Annotated in this window: 17 protein-coding genes; 9 read left to right on the plus strand and 8 right to left on the minus strand. The window is 60.7% G+C overall.

Annotated features, from left to right (window positions below; genetic code table 11):
• The 9 genes from ABAC402_RS0120840 to ABAC402_RS36795 form a co-directional block, all read left to right on the plus strand.
• On the plus strand, window positions 1-2,431 hold a 2,431-nt coding region (locus ABAC402_RS0120840; RefSeq protein ID WP_023450912.1), incomplete at its 5' end, for a cadherin-like domain-containing protein.
• A gap of 606 nt (window positions 2,432-3,037) precedes the next feature.
• Window positions 3,038-4,228 (plus strand): elongation factor Tu, encoded by a 1,191-nt coding sequence (gene tuf / locus ABAC402_RS36760; protein ID WP_023450913.1) that lies wholly within the window; start codon window positions 3,038-3,040, stop codon window positions 4,226-4,228.
• Between the two features lie 361 nt (window positions 4,229-4,589).
• Window positions 4,590-5,018: a hypothetical protein gene (locus ABAC402_RS36765; RefSeq protein WP_023450914.1), complete on the plus strand. Its 429-nt coding sequence runs from the start codon at window positions 4,590-4,592 to the stop codon at window positions 5,016-5,018.
• Window positions 5,019-5,193: 175 nt separating this feature from the next.
• A complete protein-coding gene (locus ABAC402_RS36770; RefSeq protein WP_023450915.1) occupies window positions 5,194-5,547 on the plus strand; it encodes a YbaN family protein in 354 nt (117 codons plus the stop codon).
• A gap of 132 nt (window positions 5,548-5,679) precedes the next feature.
• Window positions 5,680-7,893, plus strand: coding sequence for a DPP IV N-terminal domain-containing protein (locus ABAC402_RS36775; RefSeq protein WP_369751411.1), 2,214 nt, complete (start codon window positions 5,680-5,682; stop codon window positions 7,891-7,893).
• 200 nt (window positions 7,894-8,093) lie between these two features.
• Window positions 8,094-8,930 (plus strand): GIN domain-containing protein, encoded by an 837-nt coding sequence (locus tag ABAC402_RS36780; protein WP_023450917.1) that lies wholly within the window; start codon window positions 8,094-8,096, stop codon window positions 8,928-8,930.
• Window positions 8,931-9,399: 469 nt separating this feature from the next.
• Complete coding sequence (locus ABAC402_RS36785; RefSeq protein ID WP_023450918.1) at window positions 9,400-11,391, plus strand: DUF3857 domain-containing protein; 1,992 nt, start codon at window positions 9,400-9,402, stop codon at window positions 11,389-11,391.
• Between the two features lie 45 nt (window positions 11,392-11,436).
• Window positions 11,437-13,104, plus strand: coding sequence for a ribosome biogenesis GTPase Der (gene der, locus ABAC402_RS36790; RefSeq protein ID WP_023450919.1), 1,668 nt, complete (start codon window positions 11,437-11,439; stop codon window positions 13,102-13,104).
• Between the two features lie 221 nt (window positions 13,105-13,325).
• A complete protein-coding gene (locus ABAC402_RS36795) occupies window positions 13,326-13,805 on the plus strand; it encodes a GNAT family N-acetyltransferase (protein ID WP_023450920.1) in 480 nt (159 codons plus the stop codon).
• Here the strand turns inward: ABAC402_RS36795 and ABAC402_RS36800 are convergent.
• The 8 genes from ABAC402_RS36800 to ABAC402_RS36835 all read right to left on the minus strand — a co-directional run bounded on the left by ABAC402_RS36800 (window position 13,781) and on the right by ABAC402_RS36835 (window position 23,178).
• Window positions 13,781-14,710: a substrate-binding domain-containing protein gene (locus ABAC402_RS36800; RefSeq protein WP_023450921.1), complete on the minus strand. Its 930-nt coding sequence runs from the start codon at window positions 14,708-14,710 to the stop codon at window positions 13,781-13,783. The two genes, ABAC402_RS36795 and ABAC402_RS36800, sit on opposite strands and share 25 nt — an antisense overlap.
• An 84-nt stretch (window positions 14,711-14,794) precedes the next feature.
• A complete protein-coding gene (locus ABAC402_RS36805; RefSeq protein ID WP_031235981.1) occupies window positions 14,795-16,111 on the minus strand; it encodes an aminotransferase class III-fold pyridoxal phosphate-dependent enzyme in 1,317 nt (438 codons plus the stop codon).
• A 52-nt stretch (window positions 16,112-16,163) separates the two neighbouring features.
• Window positions 16,164-16,901 (minus strand): SDR family NAD(P)-dependent oxidoreductase, encoded by a 738-nt coding sequence (locus ABAC402_RS36810; protein ID WP_023450923.1) that lies wholly within the window; start codon window positions 16,899-16,901, stop codon window positions 16,164-16,166.
• Window positions 16,902-17,012: 111 nt separating this feature from the next.
• Complete coding sequence (purF, locus tag ABAC402_RS36815; RefSeq protein ID WP_023450924.1) at window positions 17,013-18,521, minus strand: amidophosphoribosyltransferase; 1,509 nt, start codon at window positions 18,519-18,521, stop codon at window positions 17,013-17,015.
• Between the two features lie 50 nt (window positions 18,522-18,571).
• Window positions 18,572-19,075 (minus strand): CvpA family protein, encoded by a 504-nt coding sequence (locus tag ABAC402_RS36820; RefSeq protein WP_023450925.1) that lies wholly within the window; start codon window positions 19,073-19,075, stop codon window positions 18,572-18,574.
• A gap of 64 nt (window positions 19,076-19,139) precedes the next feature.
• Window positions 19,140-20,510, minus strand: a complete 1,371-nt coding sequence (gene radA / locus ABAC402_RS36825; protein WP_023450926.1) for a DNA repair protein RadA — start codon at window positions 20,508-20,510, stop codon at window positions 19,140-19,142.
• 52 nt (window positions 20,511-20,562) lie between these two features.
• Window positions 20,563-21,615, minus strand: coding sequence for an alanine racemase (gene alr / locus ABAC402_RS36830; RefSeq protein WP_031235984.1), 1,053 nt, complete (start codon window positions 21,613-21,615; stop codon window positions 20,563-20,565).
• 81 nt (window positions 21,616-21,696) lie between these two features.
• Window positions 21,697-23,178 (minus strand): replicative DNA helicase, encoded by a 1,482-nt coding sequence (locus ABAC402_RS36835; protein WP_023450928.1) that lies wholly within the window; start codon window positions 23,176-23,178, stop codon window positions 21,697-21,699.
• Window positions 23,179-23,246 lie beyond the last annotated feature (68 nt).

Here is a 23,246-nt window from a genome sequence, read left to right on the forward strand (position 1 = left end):
CGATGTCACCATCACCTACACCGTGAGCGACGGTACCGCCGAACTGAGCGGTCTAACCCGCACCTTTACCCTGACGGCCGTCAACGATTTGCCCGTACTGGTAACGACTCCGGCGACTCTTATCGACGGAATGGAGGACACGGCCTTCACGCTGTCAAAAGGCGTGCTGTCCTATGGCTACGCTGATCCCGAGGGTGAAACCCTGACGGTCACCGCGCTTTCGGCCGATCACGCAACGGTCACTGGAGAGGATGAATCATCCTTCACGCTCACGCTGGAGCCTGACTTCCATGGGACACTGACGATCAGCTACACCCTCAGTGATGGCCAGGGCGGTACGCTCAATGTGACGCGCACGGTGCAAATCCTGTCGGTCCACGACATCATTATGGGCACGCCCGACTCCGAAACCGTGACCGGCACAGCCGACGCTGACGAAATTCACGCACTTGCGGGCAATGACGTCGTGGACGGCCAGGGGGGCGGCGATCTGATGTTCGGCGGCGCCGGCAACGACACCTATATTGTTCGAGACGGCGATGTTGTCTCCGAGGACCTGAACGGCGATGGCGACGATGGCGGCGTTGATCTCGTTCGTTCGGACGTCACCCATGCGCTGGGCGACTATGTTGAAAACCTCGAACTTCTCGGCGCCGACGCTGAGTGGGGCATCGGCAACAGCCTGAATAACCGGATCACGGGCTCGATAGCGGCTAACCTGATCGATGGTCGGGCCGGGGCCGATACCCTTGCCGGTGCTCTGGGTAATGACACCTACGTCGTCGATAACAGCAGTGACGTTGTCATCGAAGCCGATGGCGAAGGCGACGACCTGATCCAGTCGTCGGTCAGCTACGACCTGACCGGGCGTTACATCGAAACCCTGACCCTGACCGGCACGGACAACATCAACGCCGCAGGCAATACCCGCGCCAACGCGCTTAACGGCAATAGCGGCAACAACCGTCTGGATGGCGGCCTGGGCTTCGACACCCTGACCGGTGGGTTGGGCGACGACAGCTATGTGGTCAATGTGGCCGGGGACATCGTCATCGAACAGTCGGCAGAAGGCACCGATACGGTCGAGTCCGCCGTCAACTGGATCCTGGCCGACCATTTCGAGAACCTGGTCCTGACCGGCTCGGCCAACCTGCGTGGCGCTGGCAACGCCCTAAACAACGTCCTGACCGGCAACAGCGGCAACAACCTGCTGGCGGGCGGCCTGGGGAACGACACCTACTATGTTCAGAATACCGGCGACAATGTCATCGAAGCCGACGGCGAAGGTACTGACCTCATCTACAGCGCGGTCAGCTACAACCTGACGGGTCGCTTTGCCGAAACCTTGGCCCTTACCGGCGCCGCCAATATCGACGCGCTTGGCAATGGCCTGGCCAACACCCTGATTGGCAATGATGGCGTCAACCTGCTCACGGGCCTGGCTGGACACGATCGCCTCGACGGCGGCCGTGGTGCCGACACCTTGATCGGCGGCAGTGGGAACGACACCTATGTCGTGGACGCCGCCGGCGATGTGACGACGGAAAGCGCCAACGAAGGCACTGACCTTGTCGAAGCGCGCATAAGCTGGACCTTGGCGAACAGCATTGAGAACCTGACCCTCATCGGTTCGGACGATATCAACGCCACGGGTAATGTGCTTAACAATGTCCTGACCGGCAATAACGGGCGCAACCGCCTCGATGGCGGTCCGGGTATCGATACCCTCGCCGGTGGTGGCGGCAACGACACCTATGTCGTCGACTCTGTTTCGGATGTCGTTATGGAGAATGCCGACGAAGGCACCGATACATTGGAAAGCGCCATTACCCTGACCCTGGGCGCCAACCTCGAAAACCTTACCCTGGTAGGTTCTGCAGCGATCAACGGCACCGGCAATGCGCTCAACAACGTCATCACCGGCAACAGTGGCGCCAACATCCTGGCCGGCGGAGCGGGCGATGACACCTATTACATCCAAAACACCGGCGACATCGTCGTCGAACTGGGCGGTGGGGGCAGGGACGTCATCTATTCGACCGTCACCTACAATCTGAACCAGCGCTTTGCCGAAACGCTGATCCTTACCGGTACTGCGAATGTTAACGCGACCGGCAACACCAACGCCAACACCCTGGTCGGCAATGACGGCAACAATGTTCTGAACGGCAAGGCCGGACCCGACCGGCTGACCGGCGGTCTGGGGGCGGACGTGTTCTTCTTCGAGATTGACGCGGCCAAGGACACGATCACCGACTTCTCGGCGGCCCAGAACGACAGCATCAACATTCGCGCCTTTACCAACGGCGTAGTCAGCGTTGGTATGGTTAGCCAGGTCGGCGGCGACACGGTGATCAATCTCGGCAATGGCAACATCATTACTGTCCTGAATACCCTTCAGGTGGACGTGCTGAGCCACATCGTCTGGTAGTCGGGGCGCCGGCGGCCCGGATAAACAAGGGGCCTGGTCACGCTTAGGAACTGGCGGGCGAATACTAACCGTCATAAAAAATGTCGTTTGGTATTCGCATTTTTTCAGCTCAAGCGCCGGACCAGGCGTCCCCGGAGGCTCCTCGCATAAGCTCGGGCGCCCTGGAACGTTCTTTGGCGTGCTTGCGAACCCGCGATGAGTCAATGTCATCGAGGATTGGTATCACTATGGCCTTGACGACTAGCTCAGTCTGAAAATGACATGCCTGCATGTGCAGCCCTGATCACGGACTCAACGGCGTCTGACGCGAGGCCGGCGATTTATGGCGTAAAACAAATCACGTAGTCTTGAATGCCTATGCGTCCTCTGGCATAAGCCGCGCTCTGAAAGTTTCAGCCTGAAGCTATGTTGGCAGCGGGCGCCGAATCTTTTCAAACTAACTTGCTGGTAGACAAGAGAAAATTGACATTCGGACAGCAGCCTTCAGGCTGAGGATGTGGGTTGGATCCTATCTATCCGCTGCAAACTTTCATCAGCACGTCTTCATTTCTGCATAATTGGAAATGACGTCACCTTAGCCCGCGTGGGCAAATTGGAGCCTGGACTATGGCCAAGGAAAAATTCAACCGTAACAAGCCGCACTGCAACATCGGCACCATTGGTCACGTTGACCACGGCAAGACGACGCTGACGGCTGCGATCACGATGATCCTGGCAAAGTCGGGCGGCGCGGTCGCCAAGAACTATGCCGACATCGACGCCGCGCCCGAAGAAAAGGCGCGCGGCATCACGATCAACACGGCGCACGTCGAATATGAGACGGTCAACCGTCACTATGCGCACGTCGACTGCCCGGGCCACGCCGACTATGTGAAGAACATGATCACCGGCGCTGCCCAGATGGACGGCGCGATCCTGGTGGTTTCGGCTGCCGACGGCCCGATGCCGCAAACCCGCGAACACATCCTGCTGGCCCGCCAGGTCGGCGTTCCGGCCCTCGTCGTGTTTATGAACAAGGTCGACCTGGTCGACGACGCCGAACTGCTGGAACTGGTCGAAATGGAAGTGCGCGAACTTCTGTCGTCGTATCAATTCCCGGGCGACGATATCCCCATCACCATGGGTTCGGCCAAGGCCGCGACCGATGGCGTCAACCCGGAGATCGGTGAGAATCAGATCCTGGCCCTGATGGCGACCGTCGACGCCTATATTCCGCAGCCGGAGCGTCCGATCGACCTGCCGTTCCTGATGCCGGTCGAAGACGTGTTCTCGATCTCGGGCCGTGGCACGGTCGTGACCGGTCGCGTCGAACGCGGCATCGTCAAGGTTGGCGAAGAAGTCGAAATCGTCGGCATCCGTCCGGTGCAAAAGACGATCTGTACGGGCGTCGAAATGTTCCGCAAGCTGCTGGACCAGGGCCAGGCCGGCGACAACGTCGGTCTGCTGCTGCGCGGCACCAAGCGTGAAGACGTTGAACGCGGTCAGGTTCTCTGCAAGCCCGGCTCGATCAAGCCGCACAGCAAGTTCGTGGCCGAAGCCTACATCCTGACCAAGGAAGAAGGCGGCCGTCACACGCCGTTCTTCACCAACTACCGTCCGCAATTCTACTTCCGCACCACCGACGTGACCGGTATCGTCCGTCTGAAGGAAGGCGTGGAAATGATCATGCCGGGCGATAACGCCGAACTGGACGTCGAACTGATCACCCCGATCGCCATGGAAGAGAAGCTGCGCTTCGCTATCCGTGAAGGTGGCCGCACCGTCGGCGCCGGCGTCGTGTCGAAGATCGTCGAGTAGTGAGGAGCGCCGGTTTGCTCATTAGAGCAAACCGGATGGAATCGCCACGGTGTGGCGATTCCCGCGACGAACGCCCGTAGCCATGCGAAGGGCAAGGCGAGGGGGCCTCAGGCCCCCTTGGCCCCCGTTACTCGGCAGTGCCGGTCAGAGATTGAACGGCAAACAGAGATACAAATTGAAAACCCCTTGGGCTGAAGAAGCCCAAAGGGTTTTCAATTTGTATTTTTGCTTCTCGTTGAACCCCGATCAGCGCTATCGAGATTCGGGGCCCAAGGCCCCAAGGCCCCTGGCCTTTCCCTTTCAGCGTCCTTTTTTACCAGCCTTTAATTTGCCACGGTTCTGACATGTGCTATGCTTTATTATGGGCCGTTCACATCACCTGACTTCGAAGAGCATTTTCCTGGCGCTGGCTGTATGCGGCCTGGGCTTGTCGGGCTGCGAACATATGTATGGCGGGGTCGATGCGGGCGTCGCCAATGTTGGCGCCGTCAAACGGGCAGATAACCTGTACGACGTTGTTTATCTTGGTAATGACAAGACAACGCCGGAGTATCGCCGCGCCATGGCCCTGAAACAGTCGGCCGAATTGTGCAAGGCTCAGGGCTTCCAATACGTCAAGGCCAGCGACACCCAGGTGTTTTCAACGTTTGAAACGCCGGATAAGTTGCCGTCGAACGAAGCGCCCCAGATGACGCTTCAGGTGTCCTGTCACACGGTCGACGATGCCGGCACCGCGGTCACGGTTGATTCGGTCATTGCCGAGATCACCTCTCAGTACACGACCAACTAGAGCGCAATCCGATAAAGTGGACTCCACCGCACGGGCGTCCCCGTTTTCGGAAAAATTGCGCGACAAAACAAAAACGTAGAGCAGGGTTTTGATTCCATCAAAACTCATCCCGCTCTGGACATCCCCCGCAACTTAGCAGGTGCAGGTCAGGGCGATTACCGCTAAGGTTCGCCCTATGCGGTGGATCTATCTGTTGGCGGGATTGATTTGTGTCGGGGTGGGCATCGTTGGTACCATTCTGCCTGGCATACCGGGTGTTCTTTTTTTCATCATCGCCGCCATCTGTTTTGCCCGCTCCAACCCGGTGTGGGAAGCCAGGATCATGAATCATCCGAAAATCGGCCCGCCGGTCCGCGCCTTCCGCGAACGCGGCGTCATCGCCCCGGCCGGCAAGTTTGCCGCTGTCACCGGCATGATCGTGGGTTCAATCGCCAGTTGGTTTCTGATACACCACAACACTTGGCGTTACGCGCCCGCAGTGATCTGCGTTGTCTGTGCCACCTACGTCCTGAGCCGGCCGTCGCGGTAAGTTTCGGCTGCAACCGCTTGACGGCGGCAGCGGGCAGGGGCTAGCGTCCGCCATCAATATTTTGGAATTGCGCCCGTGAAAACTCGCCAGAAACATAAAATCCTATCCGTGCTCCTGTTTGGGTCGTTTTTGATGTCCACCACCATGATGACCCCGCCGGCCCTGGCGCAAAACTCTGCCGTCGCCCAGGCGCCGGCGTCGGTCCTGACGCCGGAACGTGTTTTCGCCGATCCCGACATCAGCGGCCCCAAGGCGGTTGGCGCCAAGTTGTCGCCCGACGGCACGCTGCTGACCTTCCTGAAGCCCAAGGCTAAGGACGCCCGCATCCAGGACCTGTGGGCCGTCGACACCCAGGGCGGCGAACCCTTTTTGTTGATCGACGCCGACAGCCTGTCCTCGGTCGACAAGGAACTGTCCGAAGCCGAAAAGGCGCGGCGAGAGCGCATGCGCGTCTCGGCCCGCGGCGTCGTCGACTACAACTGGTCGGGCGACAGCAAGTCGATCCTGGTGCCGCTCGATGGCGACATCTACATGGTTGACCGCGCCACCAAGGCCGTCAAGCGCATCACCGCAACCGAAGGCGACGAGGTCGATGCCAAGCTATCGCCGGCAGGTGACGCCGTTGCCTATGTCCGCGACCAGACTCTCTATGTCCGCGACCTGAAGACCGGCCAGGAAACGGCCGTGTCACCGCAAGGCGGCGACCTGATCACCTACGGCGCCGCCGAATTCATCGCCCAGGAAGAACTGGACCGCCATTCCGGCTTCTGGTGGAACCCCAAGGGTGGTCAGATCGCCTACCAGAAGACGGATGAGACCGGCGTCAAGATCGCCGAACGCATCGAAATCGGCGGGGAAGAGGTCAAGGTTATCCACCAGCGCTATCCCTTTGCCGGCACGCCCAATGCCGTGGTGGAACTGTACGTGAAGAGCCTGGGTGGAGAACCCGTGACAGTTGAACTGGGGGGAGGCGACTTCTATTTGGCGCGGGTCAACTGGGCGGCAGATGGCAAGGCGCTCTATGTCCAGAAGCTGAGCCGCGACCAGAAACGCCTCGACCTGATGAAGGTCGACCCGGCCACGGGCGCTGCGACCATCGTGCTGACCGACACTTCGGACACCTGGGTTGAACTGCATAACGACTTCAAGCTGCTGGCCGACGGCAGCTTCATCTGGTCGTCTGAACGCGACGGCAATAAACATTTCTATTTTTATGGAAGCGACGGAAAGCTGATCCGGCAGGTCACCAAGGGCGATTGGGCGGCCGACAAGCTGTCCGACCTCAACGAAAAGACGGGTGAACTGTTCTTCGAAGCCGCGATCGCCACGCCGATTGAACACCACCTGTACAAGGTCAGCTACAAAAGTCCCGGTGAACCGGTCGCCCTGACCAGGGCCGGTGGCTGGTGGTCGACGACAGTGTCAGGGGGCGGCAAGGCTTTCATCGGCGGCTACTCCAATCCGTTGACGCCGCCGCAAACGGCGCTCTACGATGGTACGGGCAAGCGCCTGCGCTGGATCGAGGAAAACGCCCTGGACGCCAAGCACCCCTATTTCCCGTTCAAGGACCAGTATTCGGCGCCGGAGTTCGGGACAATCCAATCCGCCGACAACCAGACCCTGCACTGGTCAATGCTAAAGCCAGTCGGCTTTGATCCGGCGAAAAAGTATCCGGTCATCGTCTCCATCTATGGCGGTCCGGCCTCGGCCACGGTCAAGAAGACCTGGGTGGCGCCGTCCAACCGATTATTCCAGGAAGCTGGATATATCGTCTTTTCGCTCGATAACCGCGGTACGCCTGGCCGGTCGGTCAAGTTCGGCCGCGCCATCTACAAGCAGTTTGGCGGTCCGGACATCGACGATCAGGTCGCCGGGGCCAATTGGCTGAAGACCTTGCCCTATGTCGACGGCGACAAGATCGGCATGATGGGCTGGTCCCAGGGCGGTTTCGTCACCCTGATGGCGCTGACAGTAAAGGATACCCCTTTCATTGCGGGTGCTGCCGGCGCTCCGCCGACTCAATGGGCTTTGTATGACACGGCCTATACTGAACGTTACATGTCGACGCCGCAGGACAATCCGGCGGGTTATGCGGCCTCGGATGCGCTGAACCGACTGGACAACCTGCAGCCGGGGGCTCTGCTGTTGATGCACGGCATGGCCGACGACAATGTGCAACTGTCGAATACTACGCGGGTGATGCTGGAACTGCAGAAGCGGTCGGTACCGTTCGAACTCATGCTGTATCCCGGTGAACGTCATGGTGTCCGCGGCAACGACAAGAACCTGCAGCGCTTCCGCCTGTATCTCGACTTCTTCGGCCGAAAGCTGAAAGGCGAGGGCTGATTCGCGGTCAGTCCGGGCGTTCCGCACTGGCCAGAGCTGTCGCGATTCCTGGGCAAGGGGGCCAGCCCCCTTGTTACAAATGAGTCATGACAGCGTATTAAGTTGCCGCAATTCTGCCGTGAAGTGCATATGGACAGCTGAAACAAGTTTGTGGCTCCCCGGAGACGTTAAAACGGGAGCGCCGAAGAAGGAAACCGATCATGAAAACCTTTGCCCTGATTTCCGCTGCTTCGCTGTTGGCCTTGACCAATATGGCCTTTGTCAGCACGGCCCATGCCGCCACCCAGGTAGAACTTAAGAACATGGCCGCCAAGGTGGTGGTCAAGCCCGAAAATCGCACCGACGTTGAGTTGAAGGTCGTCTATGGCAAGGTGAAGGTGCCGACCATCATGGTGCACACCAAGGGCAACAGCTTTATCGCCGACGGCAAGCTCAAGATGCGCGGGCTGGATTGCCGTGACGGCCAGGCTGTTCAGGCCGACGGGTTAGGGCAGATTGCCAATGCCGACCTGCCGACGGTCTATATCAAGGTGCCGATGAACGCCAAGGTGTCGGCTGGCGGTGCGACCTATGGCACGATCGGCGCATCTACCCGACTTGAGTTCAACCACGGCGGCTGCGGTGTTTGGACCGTCGCCAATACCGGTGATGCCGAGGTGAATATCGGCGGTGCGGGCGATGTCACCATGGGCAATGCCGGCAATGCGCAGGTTAACATCGGCGGTTCGGGGAACTTCAAGGCGGCTTCGATCAAGGCGCTGGAGGCCAATATCGGTGGTAACGGTGACATCGTGATTGACCGGGTAGACGGCAATTCCGACATTAACATCGGCGGGTCGGGCAATGTAGCGATTACCGACGGCGTGTCGCCACGACTGGAAGTCAATATCGCAGGTTCAGGTGATGTTCGCTTTGGCGGGACGGCGGGTGATGTCGATATCAACATCGTCGGTTCGGGCGATGTTCGCATCAAGAAGGCAACCGGCAAGGTCAGCCGTTCGGTCATGGGCTCGGGCAATATCGAAATCGGCCAGTAGGTTTTAGTTCCGATAGCTTTTTGGGCGCGCTTGTGTGCTGGCCCCCTTATCCGGCAGCACAATGTGGCAGGGGCCGTTAACAGATTAGAACAGATGCAGGCAGTGAATACGGGCCTTATACCAAGCCTCATAGAGAATGACGCTTGGTATTCGCTTTTTTTCCAGCTCAAGCGCAGCATGGCTCCTCGCGTAAGCTCGGGCGGGCAGTCGCCCTTGCCAATCCACGATGAGTCAAGGTCATCGTGGATTGGTGTTACCAAACAGGGACCCTACAAAGCGAAGTCGCTTTCCGCGGAAGATTTAACCCCTTGATACCGTGTGTTACGTGTTCGCCTCCCGGGCGGCGTATCCGCGTCCTGGCGTGGTAAAATCTTTCTTCCTGTCGCCTGTTGCGCGCTAGTCACTTCCCGGCCTGGAAACCTTGTGTTAACGGTTACAGATTGGCGTAGAAGCGCAGGGGTGGGAACGCGTGTTCGAAGAAGAAGTCAGACGGCATATTCATTTCGCACCCGCGCCGGCGTGGGTGCAGGAACAGCCGTTTGCGCGGCCGGACCTGCTGGATCAGTCGCGGGCGCCTTGGGGGCTCTATACATGGCTGGTCGATGACCAGGCCAAGCTGGATACGCGGCCGCACCGATACAACCGCACCATAGAAGAAGTGGTCAACCTTTCGGCGCTGGACTACCTGGCCAACGTCACCCTGCCATTCAATCCCTACTATGACGACCTGACCATCCACTATATCCGCATTCTGCGCGGCAACGAGGTTATCGAGGTCGATGTCGAGCGCCGCTATTTCGTCATGCGTCGCGAACGCAGCTTCGAGCGCCTGGTGCTGGATGGCCGCTGGACCTTCGCCATCACACTGCCGGATGTGCGGGTGGGCGATATCATCGACACGGCCCTGACCCTGACCGGCGATCCGGCCTGTTTCCAGGGCGAAATCACCATGCCGATGCCGCTGCAAAGCGCCATCTTTTGGGACAGGCGCCATGTCCGGCTGCTGGTACCGCCTGAGCGCAAGTTGAACATGAAGCCCTTCCCGCTCGGCTGGATCCCGCCTAAGGTCAACAAGCTCGACACCGGCTACACTGAGATCACCTTCGAAGACAACCAGGTCTACGAATGCGACTACGAATACGACATGCCGGGCTGGGTCATTCCGGCGCGCGGATTCTATGCCTCCAGCATCGACAACTGGGAGCGCGTCGGTGATCTGATGCGCGCCGGTTTCGAAGGCGACCACGACTATCCGCAAGGGCTGCTGGACGAGATCGCCAAGATCGAGGTCGAGCACACCGACATCCGCGACCGGATTGTCGCCGCCGTGCGCTGGGTGCAGGAGAATATCCGTTACTTCGCTTTTTCGTTCGGCGAAGGCGGCTTTGTGCCGCGCAGTCTGAAAGACATTTATGGCGACCGCATCGGCGACTGCAAGGATGTGTCGAAGATGATCGCGGCCATGCTCAACAAGATGGGCGTGGACTCCTATCCGGCCCTGGTCGATACCCGGCGCGGCCACGATCTGGTCAACCAGCCGCCGCGGCTGGGCGCCTTCAACCACTGCATTTCGATGTGCTACCACGATGGCCGGATCTTCTGGTTTGAAGGCACATCGTCTGTAGCCCAGGGTGGCGACCTCGACCACCTGGCGCAATATGACCTTGGCTATGCCCTGATCCTGAAGCCCGGCACCGATCTTATCCGCATGATGGACCGGCCCGCCAAGCTGGAATACGAGGTCCGCGAGGTCATCAACCTGCCGGCCAAAAAGGGCGAGCAGACGGTCATTGAGATCGACTACATTTATCGGGGCGCCCGCGCCGACGCCGTCCGTCGCGACCTGCGCTATCAGAGCCTGAGTTCCTATGTCGAGGATCGCTGCGCCCTGTTCAGCTACATCTACGGCATGAACATGTGCGCCATCCCACAGATGACCGACGATCGTCGGCTGAACGAGATCACCATCAACACACATGTCACGACTGATAACCCGTGGCAGGGGACCGGCGGCCACAAAATATTCTTCAGTCCGGAATCGGGTTTCGACTACGTGCTGGAAGATCCGGAAGGCCGTCGCCGCTTCCCGTTCGATATGGGCGATGTGCGTGAAGGCCGCATCACCACGGTGATCAAGTCCGAGTATCACCTGGACTGGCCGTTAAAGTCCAAAACCTGGGACTTCGGCGGACTGGTGCTGGGTTACACCGGCCGCCAGACCAGTCAAGGCTTCGAGGCCGTGCGCGACTACAGCGTCCGTCGCACCTGGTTGTCGGCCGATGAGAAGGTAGCGCTCGACAACGCTTATGATGAGGTCCAGGACTATGACCGCCTGACGGTGGCGGTATCGGGCCGCAAGGTCGCGACCTGGCTGCCCAGCTTTATTGCCCGGTCGGCCGTCTGGGCCGGCGTGCCGTTGGCGGCTGCGGCGGCGTGGGCTGTTGTGACCTACCTGCTCTGACGGCAAAACGCTGGCCAATCCGCCACTTTTCGGTATAAGGCGCGGATGCCCTTAAAAATTGCCATAGTCGGCCGGCCCAATGTCGGCAAATCGACCCTGTTCAACCGCCTGGCCGGCAAGAAACTCGCCATTGTCGACGACCAGCCCGGCGTGACGCGCGACCGCCGCTACGCCACCGGCAACCTGGGCGACATTCCGCTGCTGCTGATCGACACCGCCGGCTTCGAAGACCTGACCGACGACTCGCTGGAATCGCGCATGCGCGTCCAGACCGAGCTGGCGCTTGATGAGTGCGATGTCGCCTTCTTCGTCGTCGACGCCCGCGAAGGCGTGACGCCGCTGGATCGTATTTTTGCCGCCACCCTGCGCCGGCGTGACAAGCCGGTGATCATGATCGCCAACAAGGCCGAGGGTCATCAGGCCGCCGCCACCGCCGAAGAAGCCCGCGTCCTGGGCTTCGGTGAGCCTCTGCACCTGTCGGCCGAACACGGCGAGGGCATTTCGGAGCTTTATGAAGCTACCGAAAAATACCGTCAGTTGATCGAGGGCGACTTCGTCGAGGCAGACGATAGCGACGAGGATGATGACACCAAGCCTATCCGCATTGCCATCATTGGCCGCCCCAATGCCGGTAAGTCGACATTGATAAACAAGTTGCTGGGCGAGGAACGTCTGCTGACCGGCCCTGAAGCCGGTATCACACGCGACTCGATCTCGGTCGACTGGCTGTACGAAGGCCGGACCATCCGTCTCGTCGACACCGCCGGGCTGCGCCGCAAGGCGCGGGTGCAGGAAAAACTCGAAAAGCTGTCGACGGCCGATACCATCCGCGCCATTACCTTCGCCGAAATCGTCGTGCTGTGTATGGACGAAGCCAACGCCTTCGAGGTCCAGGACCTGCAGATCGCCGACCTGGTCGAACGCGAGGGCCGTGGCCTTATCTATGCCATCTCCAAATGGGACCTGGTTGCAGAACCCCAGGCGCGCCTGGCCGAAATTGCCGAAACCGCCGAGCGTCAACTCCCCCAACTGCGCGGCACGCCTTTGGTGACGCTTTCGGGCGTGACCGGCCGTGGCGTCGAAAGGTTGATGCCGGCGGTGCTGAAATGCTACCGCAACTGGTCGGCCAAGGTGAAGACGCGCGACCTCAATGACTGGCTGGCCCTGGCCGTGCAGAGGCATCCGCCCCCTGCCGTCGAGGGCAAGCGCATCAAACCGAAATACATGGCCCAGACCAAGGGTCGGCCGCCGACCTTTGTGCTGTTCGCGGCGCGGTCCTATGCCATGCCTGAGCAGTATCGGCGTTATCTGATTAACAGCTTGCGCGAATCGTTCGACCTGCCGGGCGTGCCCATCCGTCTCATGGTCAAGGCCAACTCGACGGTCAATCCGTTCGATGAGGGCGGCGGCGCCAGCCAGACCTCTGGCCCGCCTCGGGTTCGGGCCAAGGCCAAGGTCAAGCCGGGCGAAAAGCCAGCCCACCCCAACCGGGTGCGGCAAAAGCCGAAGGGCACGACTGTCGCGCCGAAGGTGGTTGCCAAGTCGCGCGCCGATGCTGCCAAGGCCAGGTCGTTCAAGTCGAGTGGCGGCAAGCTGGCAGCGACAAGACCGACGGGCAGCAAATCGGGTGGCGGCCGCAGAGCCGCCGGTCCGTCGACCAAACCGGGCGCTGCCGGACCTGGCGGCCGTTCGAGCCCTGGGAAGCGTAAGTAAGGTTTTGAACCAGGGATAAACACGGATAGTCACGGGTTGCCGTTCCATCCTGAAGCCGCCGCCCAGCGGCAGTTTCCTAAAGGGAATCCACAGATTACACAGGTTACACAGATTATAGGGGATTAAGATCCGCGCAAAACGCGCCTAATCCTTCTAATCTGTGTAATCTGTGTAATCTGTGGACCCACTTTTCAACGGGTGCCGCTGCGCGGCAGGTTCAAATGCACCATCTCGAAAGTCTCACCCGAGCCTCACCGAACGAGGCGCTGCTTGCCCTCAACAACGCCTTCGCCAAGGAAACATCATTCCTGACCGAAGCCGACTGGCAGCAGATGATCGCCGAAGCGCGATTTGCTTTTCATGTTGGCACGAACGGATTCATCCTGACGTTTGACCAGACCGCCGTTTACGACAGCCCCAATTTCCTGTGGTTAAAGGCGCGTTACGACCGCTTCTGCTATATCGACCGGGTGGTGATTGCCGCGTCTGCCCAGGGCAGTGGGCTGGGCAAGGCGTTGTACCAGCATCTGTTCCAGGCCGCGCGCCGGGCCGGGTTCGAATTCGTCGTCTGCGAAGTCAATCTCGATCCGCCCAATCCGGGGTCGATCGCCTTTCACGAACGCCTGGGCTTCGACGCCGTCGGAGAACAGACCCTGCCCAACGGCAAGACCGTGCGCTACTTCGCTTCCAAATTGGTATAGCGGTCCACCGTTGTCGGCAGCACGATCTCATACGGCACCCACTCGTACTGCTGGGCGTAGCCGCCGGTGGCCATGGTCTTGGCGCTGTTGAGTGCCGCCTTCGCCATCGATGCTGTGTTCTGCAACAGAGTCACCGACAGGTCACCGGATTTCACGCCATTCAGCCCGTTTGCCGTGCCGTCGGTGCCGCCGACAAACACCTTGCCTGCCGGAATGCCGCGTTTGCGTAAGGCGCTGACGGCACCCAGGGCCATTTCGTCGCTGTTGGCAGCAATGGCGTCGATCCGGATGCCCTGGTCCAGCCAACCCAGGACCAACTGCTCGGCCTCGTCGCGGCTCCAGTGAGCGCTGGCTTCTGCCGCCAGCTTGACATTCGGCCGGGTCGCGAGGATTTCCTTGATGCCGCTGCTGCGGTCGTCGCTCGCGGCATGCCCATCGGTACCGCGGATCACCACGACATTGCCGGCATTGTTCATTTCGGCTGAGAGCAGCCGCATTTGAAGCCGACCGGCGACTATATCGTTGCACGCAACGATCGAAACCTTGCCACGGACATCTGCGATCGGTGGCGGTGTGTTGACAAAGACCAGCGGCACACCGGCCTTCTTGGCGGCGTCGAAGGCATGCTGGCCCGACTCGTTGTCGACCGAAAGGATGACAATGGCGTCGTATTTGGCCTTGATAGCTTCGTCGACCTGGCGTTGTTGTGTGGCGCGGTCATTATTGGCCAGATCGATGGTCAACTCGACTTCGCTGTCCTTCGCGTCCTCCGCTGTCATCGAAGTGCGGATGCCGTCGATAAAGGTCTCCGACCGCGACAGGGTCACATAGACCCGGGTCGCGGCTTGTGCGCTGGTTGCGATCATGCCCAGAGCCAGGACGACAGAGATCACTGCCTTTTTCATCGCTCAACACTCCCTGCGTTATTAGTTTTCCGGCAGGATGGCTGAAATCGGTTGCGAAATGGTCAATGACGTTTTGGGCCTCGATTACAGTTTCGCGAGAACCCTGGAAAGGGTCCCGATAAGGCTGTCAATGTCGTCGTGGGTTACATCGATCGGCGGGCGGAACCGGATCGAATCCGGGCCGGCGCCCAACAGCAGCAGATTTTCGCCGTCCAGCGCCAGGTCGACCAGCCGGCCCTTGTTGCCGGCACCCAGAACAGTGAAGCCCTGATACAGGCCCCAACCGCGGACATTAGCGATCTTGTCGGGATACTGCGCTGCCAGGGCTTCCAGGCCGGCGACGAGGCGCCTGGCCTTGGCGGGAACGGCGCCCAGCAAGCCTTCGTCCTCGACGATCTTCCATTCCTGAACAAAGCGAACCATGTCGGCCAGCGAGCCGCCCCAGGTCGAGTCGAGCACGCCAACATCGTCCATGGAGTTCAGCATGTAAACGGCGCCATTGCCGAATTTCTTGGCGACGGCGATGGCGTGGGGCGGATAGGGGACGTCAAACAGGTCGATGGAGAAGATGGCGCCGCACGGCCCGCCGCTGGTCTGGACCTCGTCCAACCCCCAGGCGACGTCGTAGCGGTGGCACAGTTCCGACAGGCCGCGGTAGAACTCGGGCATGGCCACGCGATTGCCGCCGGCGCCCTGCAAGGGTTCGAGGATGACGCCGGCAATGTCACCGTCATGGACCTGCATCAGCCGCTCCAACTCAGCCAGGCAGGCGTCCGAGACGGCGCGGTTCTCGGCCTCGCTGCGACGGGTATCGTAGTCGGGGAAGGCGACCGTCAGGTTGTCCTTGATGATGCCATGGAAGTCCTTGGTCGCAACAGGATCATTGGTCAACCGGGTGATATTCAGCGCGAACACCGTGCGGCCGTGGAAGGCCTGGTCGAAGGAGATGAAGCGGTGGGTAAATTCGGCCCGGCCCTTGGCCTGCTGCCGGGCATGGTGGAGATTGATGAGATATTTCATCATGTTCTCGACCGCCTCGGCGCCGGAATTGACGGCATAGACCTCGACCTTGCCGTCTCGCATGCACAAGGGACGCAGACGATGCAACAGGCGGTAATAGTCCAGGCACTGGGGCGTCAGGAAGTCGGGATTGGCCATCTTGGTGTTGGCCGCCAGGACCAGTTCGCGGACATAGTCCGGCTCGCTCATGCGCGGATGATTGTACCCAAGCAGCTTTGAGCCGTAGAGCCCGCACCAGTCGGTGAGACGGTCACCGTCGACGGTCGCCAGGATCATGCCCTGAGAGTGCGCCAGATCGACAGCAAAAGGGTAAGGTTCGGCAATGACGTAGCGGCCCAGCTCTTCGAGCATGGCGGCGCTTCGTGCCTTGGGGTAAGACATCGTAATCCTCGCAAAGGGTCGTTCGGCGCCGTTTTCCGGTGCGCTCGTGATACTAAACCGTCTGCGCCGTTTGTTGACGAAAATCAACCGTTTCTGCCGGTGGTTCGCGCGTTGGATCCAGCAATTCCAGCAGCAGCGGCACGATCTCGCTGGGGTGCGGCAGCGACATTGGATCCTCGCCTGGATAGGCGACGGCGCGCATACGGGTGCGCATGGCCCCCGGCGATAGCAGGGCGGCCCGGATCGGCGTGATGTCCAGCTCATCGGCCCAGGCGCGGACCAGGGTTTCGACGGCTGCCTTGGTAGCGCCATACAGGCCCCAGAAGGCGCGGCCTTTCGTCACGGACGAGCCGGTGGTAAAGACGACCAGGCGCCCGGCCTGGGACAGACGCATCAGCGGTTCGACCGCGCGCAGCAGCCGCCAGGTGGCGGTCAGGTTGGTCGCGACGACCTTGTCGAAATCCTTGGGCTCATGGTGCGTCACCGGCGTCAGGGTGCCTGACACGGCCGCCGCGTGAACGACACTGTCCAGTCGGCCGAAACGTTCCAGCAGCACGGCTGTGAGACGGTCGATGGCCTCACCGTCGGTGAGATCGAACGGCACCAGGCTGGCATGGCGGCCGGTGGCGGCGAAGATTTCATCGTCCAGGTCTTCCAGAGCGGCTTTGGAACGGGCGCAGGCGACAACCTGGGCGCCGGCCTTGGCCAAACCTAAGGCACAGGCGCGGCCGATGCCACGCGATGCTCCGGTGACGAGGGCAATCCTGCCCTGTTGCGACAGTTCGGTCATTGAAAGACTCTTTGGCTTTGTTGACAATCAACCGATCCACATCGAGGGTTGAAATGAAGAAATGTTTGGGAATGATGTCACGCGCGGATTCACTCGTCTCTTAACGGGAGCCTAATTCGAAGACGCCAGCAGAGACAGGTGCTGACCAGCATTCGAGTGTTCGTCCAGAGCCTGTTCGCGATCGGTCAGGGGCGTGGGATAGTCGCCGGTGAAGTAGTGGTCGGTAAACTGCGGCGTTTCCGGATCGCGGCGGTTGTGGCCCATGGCCTTGTAAAGGCCTTCAACCGAAAGGAAGCCCAGGCTGTCGCATTCCAGCATCTGGCGCATTTCTTCCAGAGTATGGTTGGCGGCCAGCAGTTTCTCACGATCGGGCATGTCGATGCCATAGAAGTCAGGCCACATGATCGGTGGGCTGGCTGAACGCAGGTGGACCTCCTTGGCGCCGGCTTCGCGGACCATGCGCACAATCTTCACCGAGGTCGTGCCACGCACGATCGAGTCGTCGATCAGGATGACGCGCTTGCCTTCCAGGACGACACGGTTTGGGGCATGTTTCTTGCGGACACCCAGATCGCGGATGTTCTGGGTTGGCTGGATGAAGGTGCGGCCGACATAGTGGTTGCGGATAATGCCCAGCTCAAACGGCAGGCCCGACTGCTGGGCGAAGCCGATTGAGGCCGGAACGCCGGAATCGGGCACAGGCACGACGACATCGGCGTCAGCAGCGTGTTCGATGGCCAACTGGCGGCCCATGGCCTTGCGGACTTCATAGATCGACTTGCCGTTCACCACCGAATCGGGACGGGCAAAGTAGACATATTCGAACAGGCAAGGCCGCGCGGCACGGGCATCGAACGGCTTGTAGGACTTCATGCCATACTCGTCGATCTGGACGACTTCGCCGTGTTCGACGTCGCGAACGAAGGTGGCGCCGATCATGTCGAGGGCACAGGTTTCTGACGCCAGGACATAGGAGTTGTTCAGCTTTCCGATGACCAGAGGGCGAATGCCCAGCGGGTCGCGCGCGCCGATCAGCATCTTGCGCGTCAGGGCGACCAGGGCGAAGCCGCCTTCGAGGTGGCGCAGGGCTTCCATGAAACGGTCGATAATGCGCAGTTCGCGCGAACGCGCGACCAGATGCAAAATGACCTCCGAATCGGAGGTCGACTGAAAAATGGAACCTGCGGCGACCAGTTTGGTCCGTACGTGCATAAAATTGGTGAGATTGCCGTTGTGGGCAATGGCGATGCCGCCCTGGTCGAGGTCGGCGAACATCGGTTGTACGTTGCGGATAAAGGCACCGCCGGCGGTAGAGTATCGGGTGTGGCCGATAGCGCTGTGGCCCTGGAGCTTTTCCGTCAGGTCGGGACCGGTGAAGACGTCACCGACCAGGCCGTGCTGGCGTTCGATATAGAAGCGGCGGCCGTCGCACGAGGCCACGCCGCAGGCTTCCTGGCCGCGATGCTGCAAGGCGTGAAGGCCCAGCACCGTCACCGCGCTGGCATCGTCCATACCGTAGATGCCGAAAACGCCGCACTCCAGCCGTGGCCGGTCGTCCTCGATGTCGCGGGCAGAAGCGCCTGTATCAACGAGGTCGGACAGGGGAGACACAGGCAGCATAAGACATCTTTCGGTTACGCGGGGCCGCTGCCAGCGCCTGCAACGGCGGACTATTCCTGACTGGTTTCAACCACCTTGTCGGTCGCATCGCGACCAAAGGGGACGAAAGCCTGGATGGCCTCGGCACAACGCGCTGTCAGCGGGAAAACCTTCGCGTCGACGAACCATTCCGGCAAGCGCTCTTTAGGCGTCACCACGACAAAAATCAAATGGATTACGCCCAGAACGACCAGTGTACGGAAGATTCCGACGCCCAAGCCAAGAACGCGGTCGAAGGCATTCAGCGCCTTTTGTTTATGAACCTTTTCGGCGAGGCTGTGGCCGAAGAAACGAATACCGAAATAGATCAGCAGGAAGATCAGAAAGGCGACGAAAACGCCCAGCAGCATGTCGAGCGCGAAGGTTTTTGTCACGAAGGGATGGCTGACCACCGCGATAAACAGGGCCAGAAAAAACGAAATCAGATTGACCAGTTCCTTGATGCCGCCGCGCATAACGCCGGACAAACACGAGGCGACCAGAACCGCCAGAAATACATAGTCCCAAACTTCCATTGTCATCCCCTGCCAATATTGTGTTTTTCTGTTTACCATTTCGGCGGCAGCTTAACAACCAGACTCACTCCCCTACGGGAAACAACGCCCCTATAGCTTCGGCCAGACTGGCAAAGCCCCTGACCTTTACCGGTGGGTTGTCGATGGCGGCGGGCGCCGTAATCGCGCTGTTGAAGCCCAACTTGGCCGCTTCCTTCAGCCGGCCTTCGCTGCGGCTGACTGTGCGGACGTCGCCTGACAGGCTGATCTCGCCAAAGACGACACAATCGCGCGGCAAGGGCGTATCGGTCAGGGCAGAGACAAGCGCCAGGGCGGCACACAGGTCGGCGGCTGGTTCGTTGATGCGTAAACCGCCGGCGACATTTAAGTAGACGTCCTTCTGGCCGAAACCGACTCCACAGCGCGATTCCAGCACCGCCAGGATCATCGCCAACCGCCCGGAATCCCAACCGACAACCGCCCGGCGCGGCGTGCCATAGGCCGACGGCGCCACCAGGGCCTGCATCTCGACCAGGACGGGACGCGAGCCTTCGATGCCGGCAAACACCGCTGAACCCGAAGCGCGCTCATGACCGTCGCCGAGGAACAAAGCCGACGGATTGGGCACTTCGCGCAGCCCGGCATCGCCCATTTCGAACACACCAATCTCATCCGTGGCGCCGAAACGGTTCTTGGTGCCGCGCAGGATGCGAAACGGATAGCCGCGCTCGCCTTCGAACGACAGAACAGCGTCGACCATATGCTCGACGACGCGCGGCCCGGCGATCTGGCCTTCCTTGGTGACGTGGCCGACCATGATGACCGACGTGCCGTGCTTCTTGGCCAGGCGGACCAGTTCGCCGGCGCAGGCGCGGACCTGCGACACCGAACCCTGGGCGGCCTCGATGGCGTCGGACCAAAGGGTCTGTATGGAGTCGATGATGACCAGGTCGAACTTCTCGCGCTTCAAAGCCTCCAAAATGGTGCGCAATGACGTTTCGGCGGCCAGGTCGACAGGTGCTTTCGACAGGCCCATGCGGGCAGCCCGGCCGCGGATCTGCTCGACGGCTTCTTCGCCGGATATATAGCCGACCCGGAGGTTGCGCGACGCGGCATTGGCCGCAACCTGCAGCAAAAGGGTCGACTTGCCGACACCTGGGTCGCCGGCGATCAGGATGGCGGAACCCGGCACCACGCCGCCGCCGCATACGCGGTCGAACTCATCGATGCCGGTGACCATGCGGGCCGGGATTTCGTCCCTGCTGTCCAGGGTTTCGAACTGGAGCTTGTTCATCCGCGACAGCTTGGCCGGCTCGGCCTTCAACCCGCCCGGCGGTGCCGAAAAGCTCTCCTGGACCAGGGTGTTCCACTGGCCGCAGGCCGGGCACTGGCCTGCCCACTTGCTGTGGACGCCGCCACAGGACTGGCAGGTGTAAAGGGTCTGGTGCTTGGTCATGACGGCTCGTGAAACGGTTATGTTCCCTCTATGTTCTCAACCGGAGAGTCTGTCAAGCATAATGCCGTGGTACGCGTGCCCCCAGCCGCGTCAGGATTTCATAGCCAATGGTGCCGGCGGCCGTCGCGACGTCGTCCAGGTTTTGGGAACTGCCCAGGATCTCGACCCAGGTGCTGTCACTGACGTGAAGGCCGGTGACGTCGACGGTGAACACATCCATGGAAACACGGCCCGCCAGAGGGCGGCGTTCGCCCTTGATGGTTACAAAACCGGAAGGCGCAAAGCTGCGCAGCAGTCCGTCGGCATAGCCAAGCCCGACGGTCGCAAGGGTCATGTCGCGCTTGGCGACAAAGGTCGCGCCGTAGCCGACGCTTTCACCAGCTTTCAATTCGCGCAGCTGAAGGATGCGACCGCTGAGATGAGCGACCGGTTGGATGTCGGGATGCGGTATACCAAATGGCCCGCCGCCATAGAGGCAGATGCCCGGCCGGACGAGATCGAAGGCGTAGTCGGGGCCGAGATAGATGCCGGGGCTGTTGGCCAGGGACCTGGCCACACCAGGGAAACGGGCGGTCGAAGCCCGGAAGTCCCTCAGTTGTTGCGCATTCAGCGGATGATTGGGTTCGTCGCCACAGGCCAGATGGCTGATCACGAGGGCCAGCTTGTGTTCGCCGGCATCGGGCAGGGCGGCAACCTCGTCCGGGCGGATGCCCAGCCGGTTCATGCCCGTGTCGATATGCAGAGCGGCGACAACGTTGGCGGAGCCTTGCAGCCATAGCTGATATTGCACGCGGGTATTGATGACCGGTCGCAGGCGTTGGGCCGCGAAGGCGGGCGGATCGGTCAGCCCGTCCAAAACATAGATGACCGGATCGTTACCGACCAGGGTGCGCAAGGTGAGGGCCTCGGCAAGACGGGCAACGAAGAAGGTTCGTGCCCCATGCCGTGCCAGATGCGGCGCTACGGCGGCCATGCCCAGACCATAGGCATCGGCCTTGACCACCGGTGCCACCTCAGCCGGGCCTGCCGCGCGTTTCAGGGCGGCATAGTTATGACTGAGCGCAGCCATATCAATATTCAAGCGGGCGGTCGGTGAAGCGGACATCATGAAAACGTCGCTAGCATGCACCGCCGGGCGGGCGAAACAGATTTTAAGCCTAGGTGAGCGGTTTCACTACGAGGGGATCTATTCGTTGTTGTAACTGTAGTGGTCCTGACGCGCCAGGTTGCCGAACTTCACCGTGCTTTCGGCGAACGACAGCCGGACGGTGCCGATGGGACCGTGACGCTGCTTGCCGATAATGACTTCGGCGGTGCCCTTGCAGCGGTCCATCTCTTCCTGCCACTTGAGGTGATCTTCGGTGCCTTCCTTGGGCTCGGCGCGGCCGAGATAGTAGCTTTCGCGGAAGACGAACATCACGATGTCAGCGTCCTGCTCGATCGAGCCGGATTCACGCAGGTCGGAGAGCTGCGGTCGCTTGTCGTCGCGGCTTTCGACGGTCCGCGACAACTGCGACAGGGCGATGACCGGAATGGCCAGTTCCTTGGCGAGGGATTTCAGGCCCATCGTGATGGTTGACACCTCCTGCACGCGGTTCATCTGGCTGCCCGTGTCGCCAAGCGTGACAAGTTGCAGGTAGTCGACGATCAGGCAGTCGAGGCCGACGGTGCGCTTCAGGCGCCGCGCGCGGGCGGTCAGCTTGGCCAGTGTAATGCCGCCGGTGTCGTCGATATAGAGCGGCGAGGCGCTGATATCCATGGCCCCTTCCTTCAGGCGCATGAACTCCGAGGCGTCAATCTCGCCCTTGCGGATCTTGTCGGAGGCCACTCCGGAAGCATCGGCCAGCAGACGGCCAGCCAGCTGATCGGCGGACATTTCCAGCGAATAGAAGGCGACGATACCGCCGCGCACTGTTTTGCGGACGCCATCGGGCTGGGGTTCGTAAGCATAGTTCTGGGCGATGCTCATGGCGATATTGGTTGCCAGGGCGGTCTTGCCCATCGACGGGCGGCCGGCCAGGATCACCAGGTCGGACTTGTGCAGGCCGCCGATCTGGCGGTCCAGGTCGATCAGGCCCGTCGATATCCCGGCCAGGCCGCCGTCGCGATGGAAGGCTTCTTCGGCATGGCTGAGCGCGCCGGCGACAGCGTCGGAAAAGGTGACGAAGCCGGTCGAGGACGTGCCCTTTTCGGCCATGTCGAACAGCTTGGCTTCGGCAACCTCGATCTGGTCGCGGGCGGGTTTCTCGCCGGTGGCGTCCTTGGCGATCTCGCCGCCCAGCCGGATCAGGTCGCGGCGCAGGGCCAGGTCGTAGATAACGCGGGCGTAGTCCGACGCATTGGCCGCCGGCGGGGCACGGTCGACAAGGTCGGCGAAGTAGCGGATGCCGCCCAGATCGTTGAAGGCGGGGTCATTCTTGTATTTGTCGACCAGAACAATGGGCTCGGCCAGGTGGCCGACGCGGATCTGTTCCTCAATGGTCGCGAACAGGCGCTGATGGAAAGGTTCATAGAAATGCGAGGCTTGCAGGCCGTCGTACAGACGTTCGTACGCACCATTGTCAAACAAAAGGCAACCCAGCAAAGCCTGTTCAGCTTCGAGGTTGTGGGGTAAGGAGGCAGGCGGTTCTGCGGCAGGCGGCAAGGTATCCAGCATGTTTAGCGTCATACGAAAGTTAAGGCGATGAAGGCAAGGCCTCGGCGGATTCGATTCACGATTGCGTAAAACCATCCACT

Origin of the sequence: Asticcacaulis sp. AC402 (assembly GCF_000495835.1) — a bacterium.
Taxonomy (GTDB): Bacteria; Pseudomonadota; Alphaproteobacteria; order Caulobacterales; family Caulobacteraceae; genus Asticcacaulis.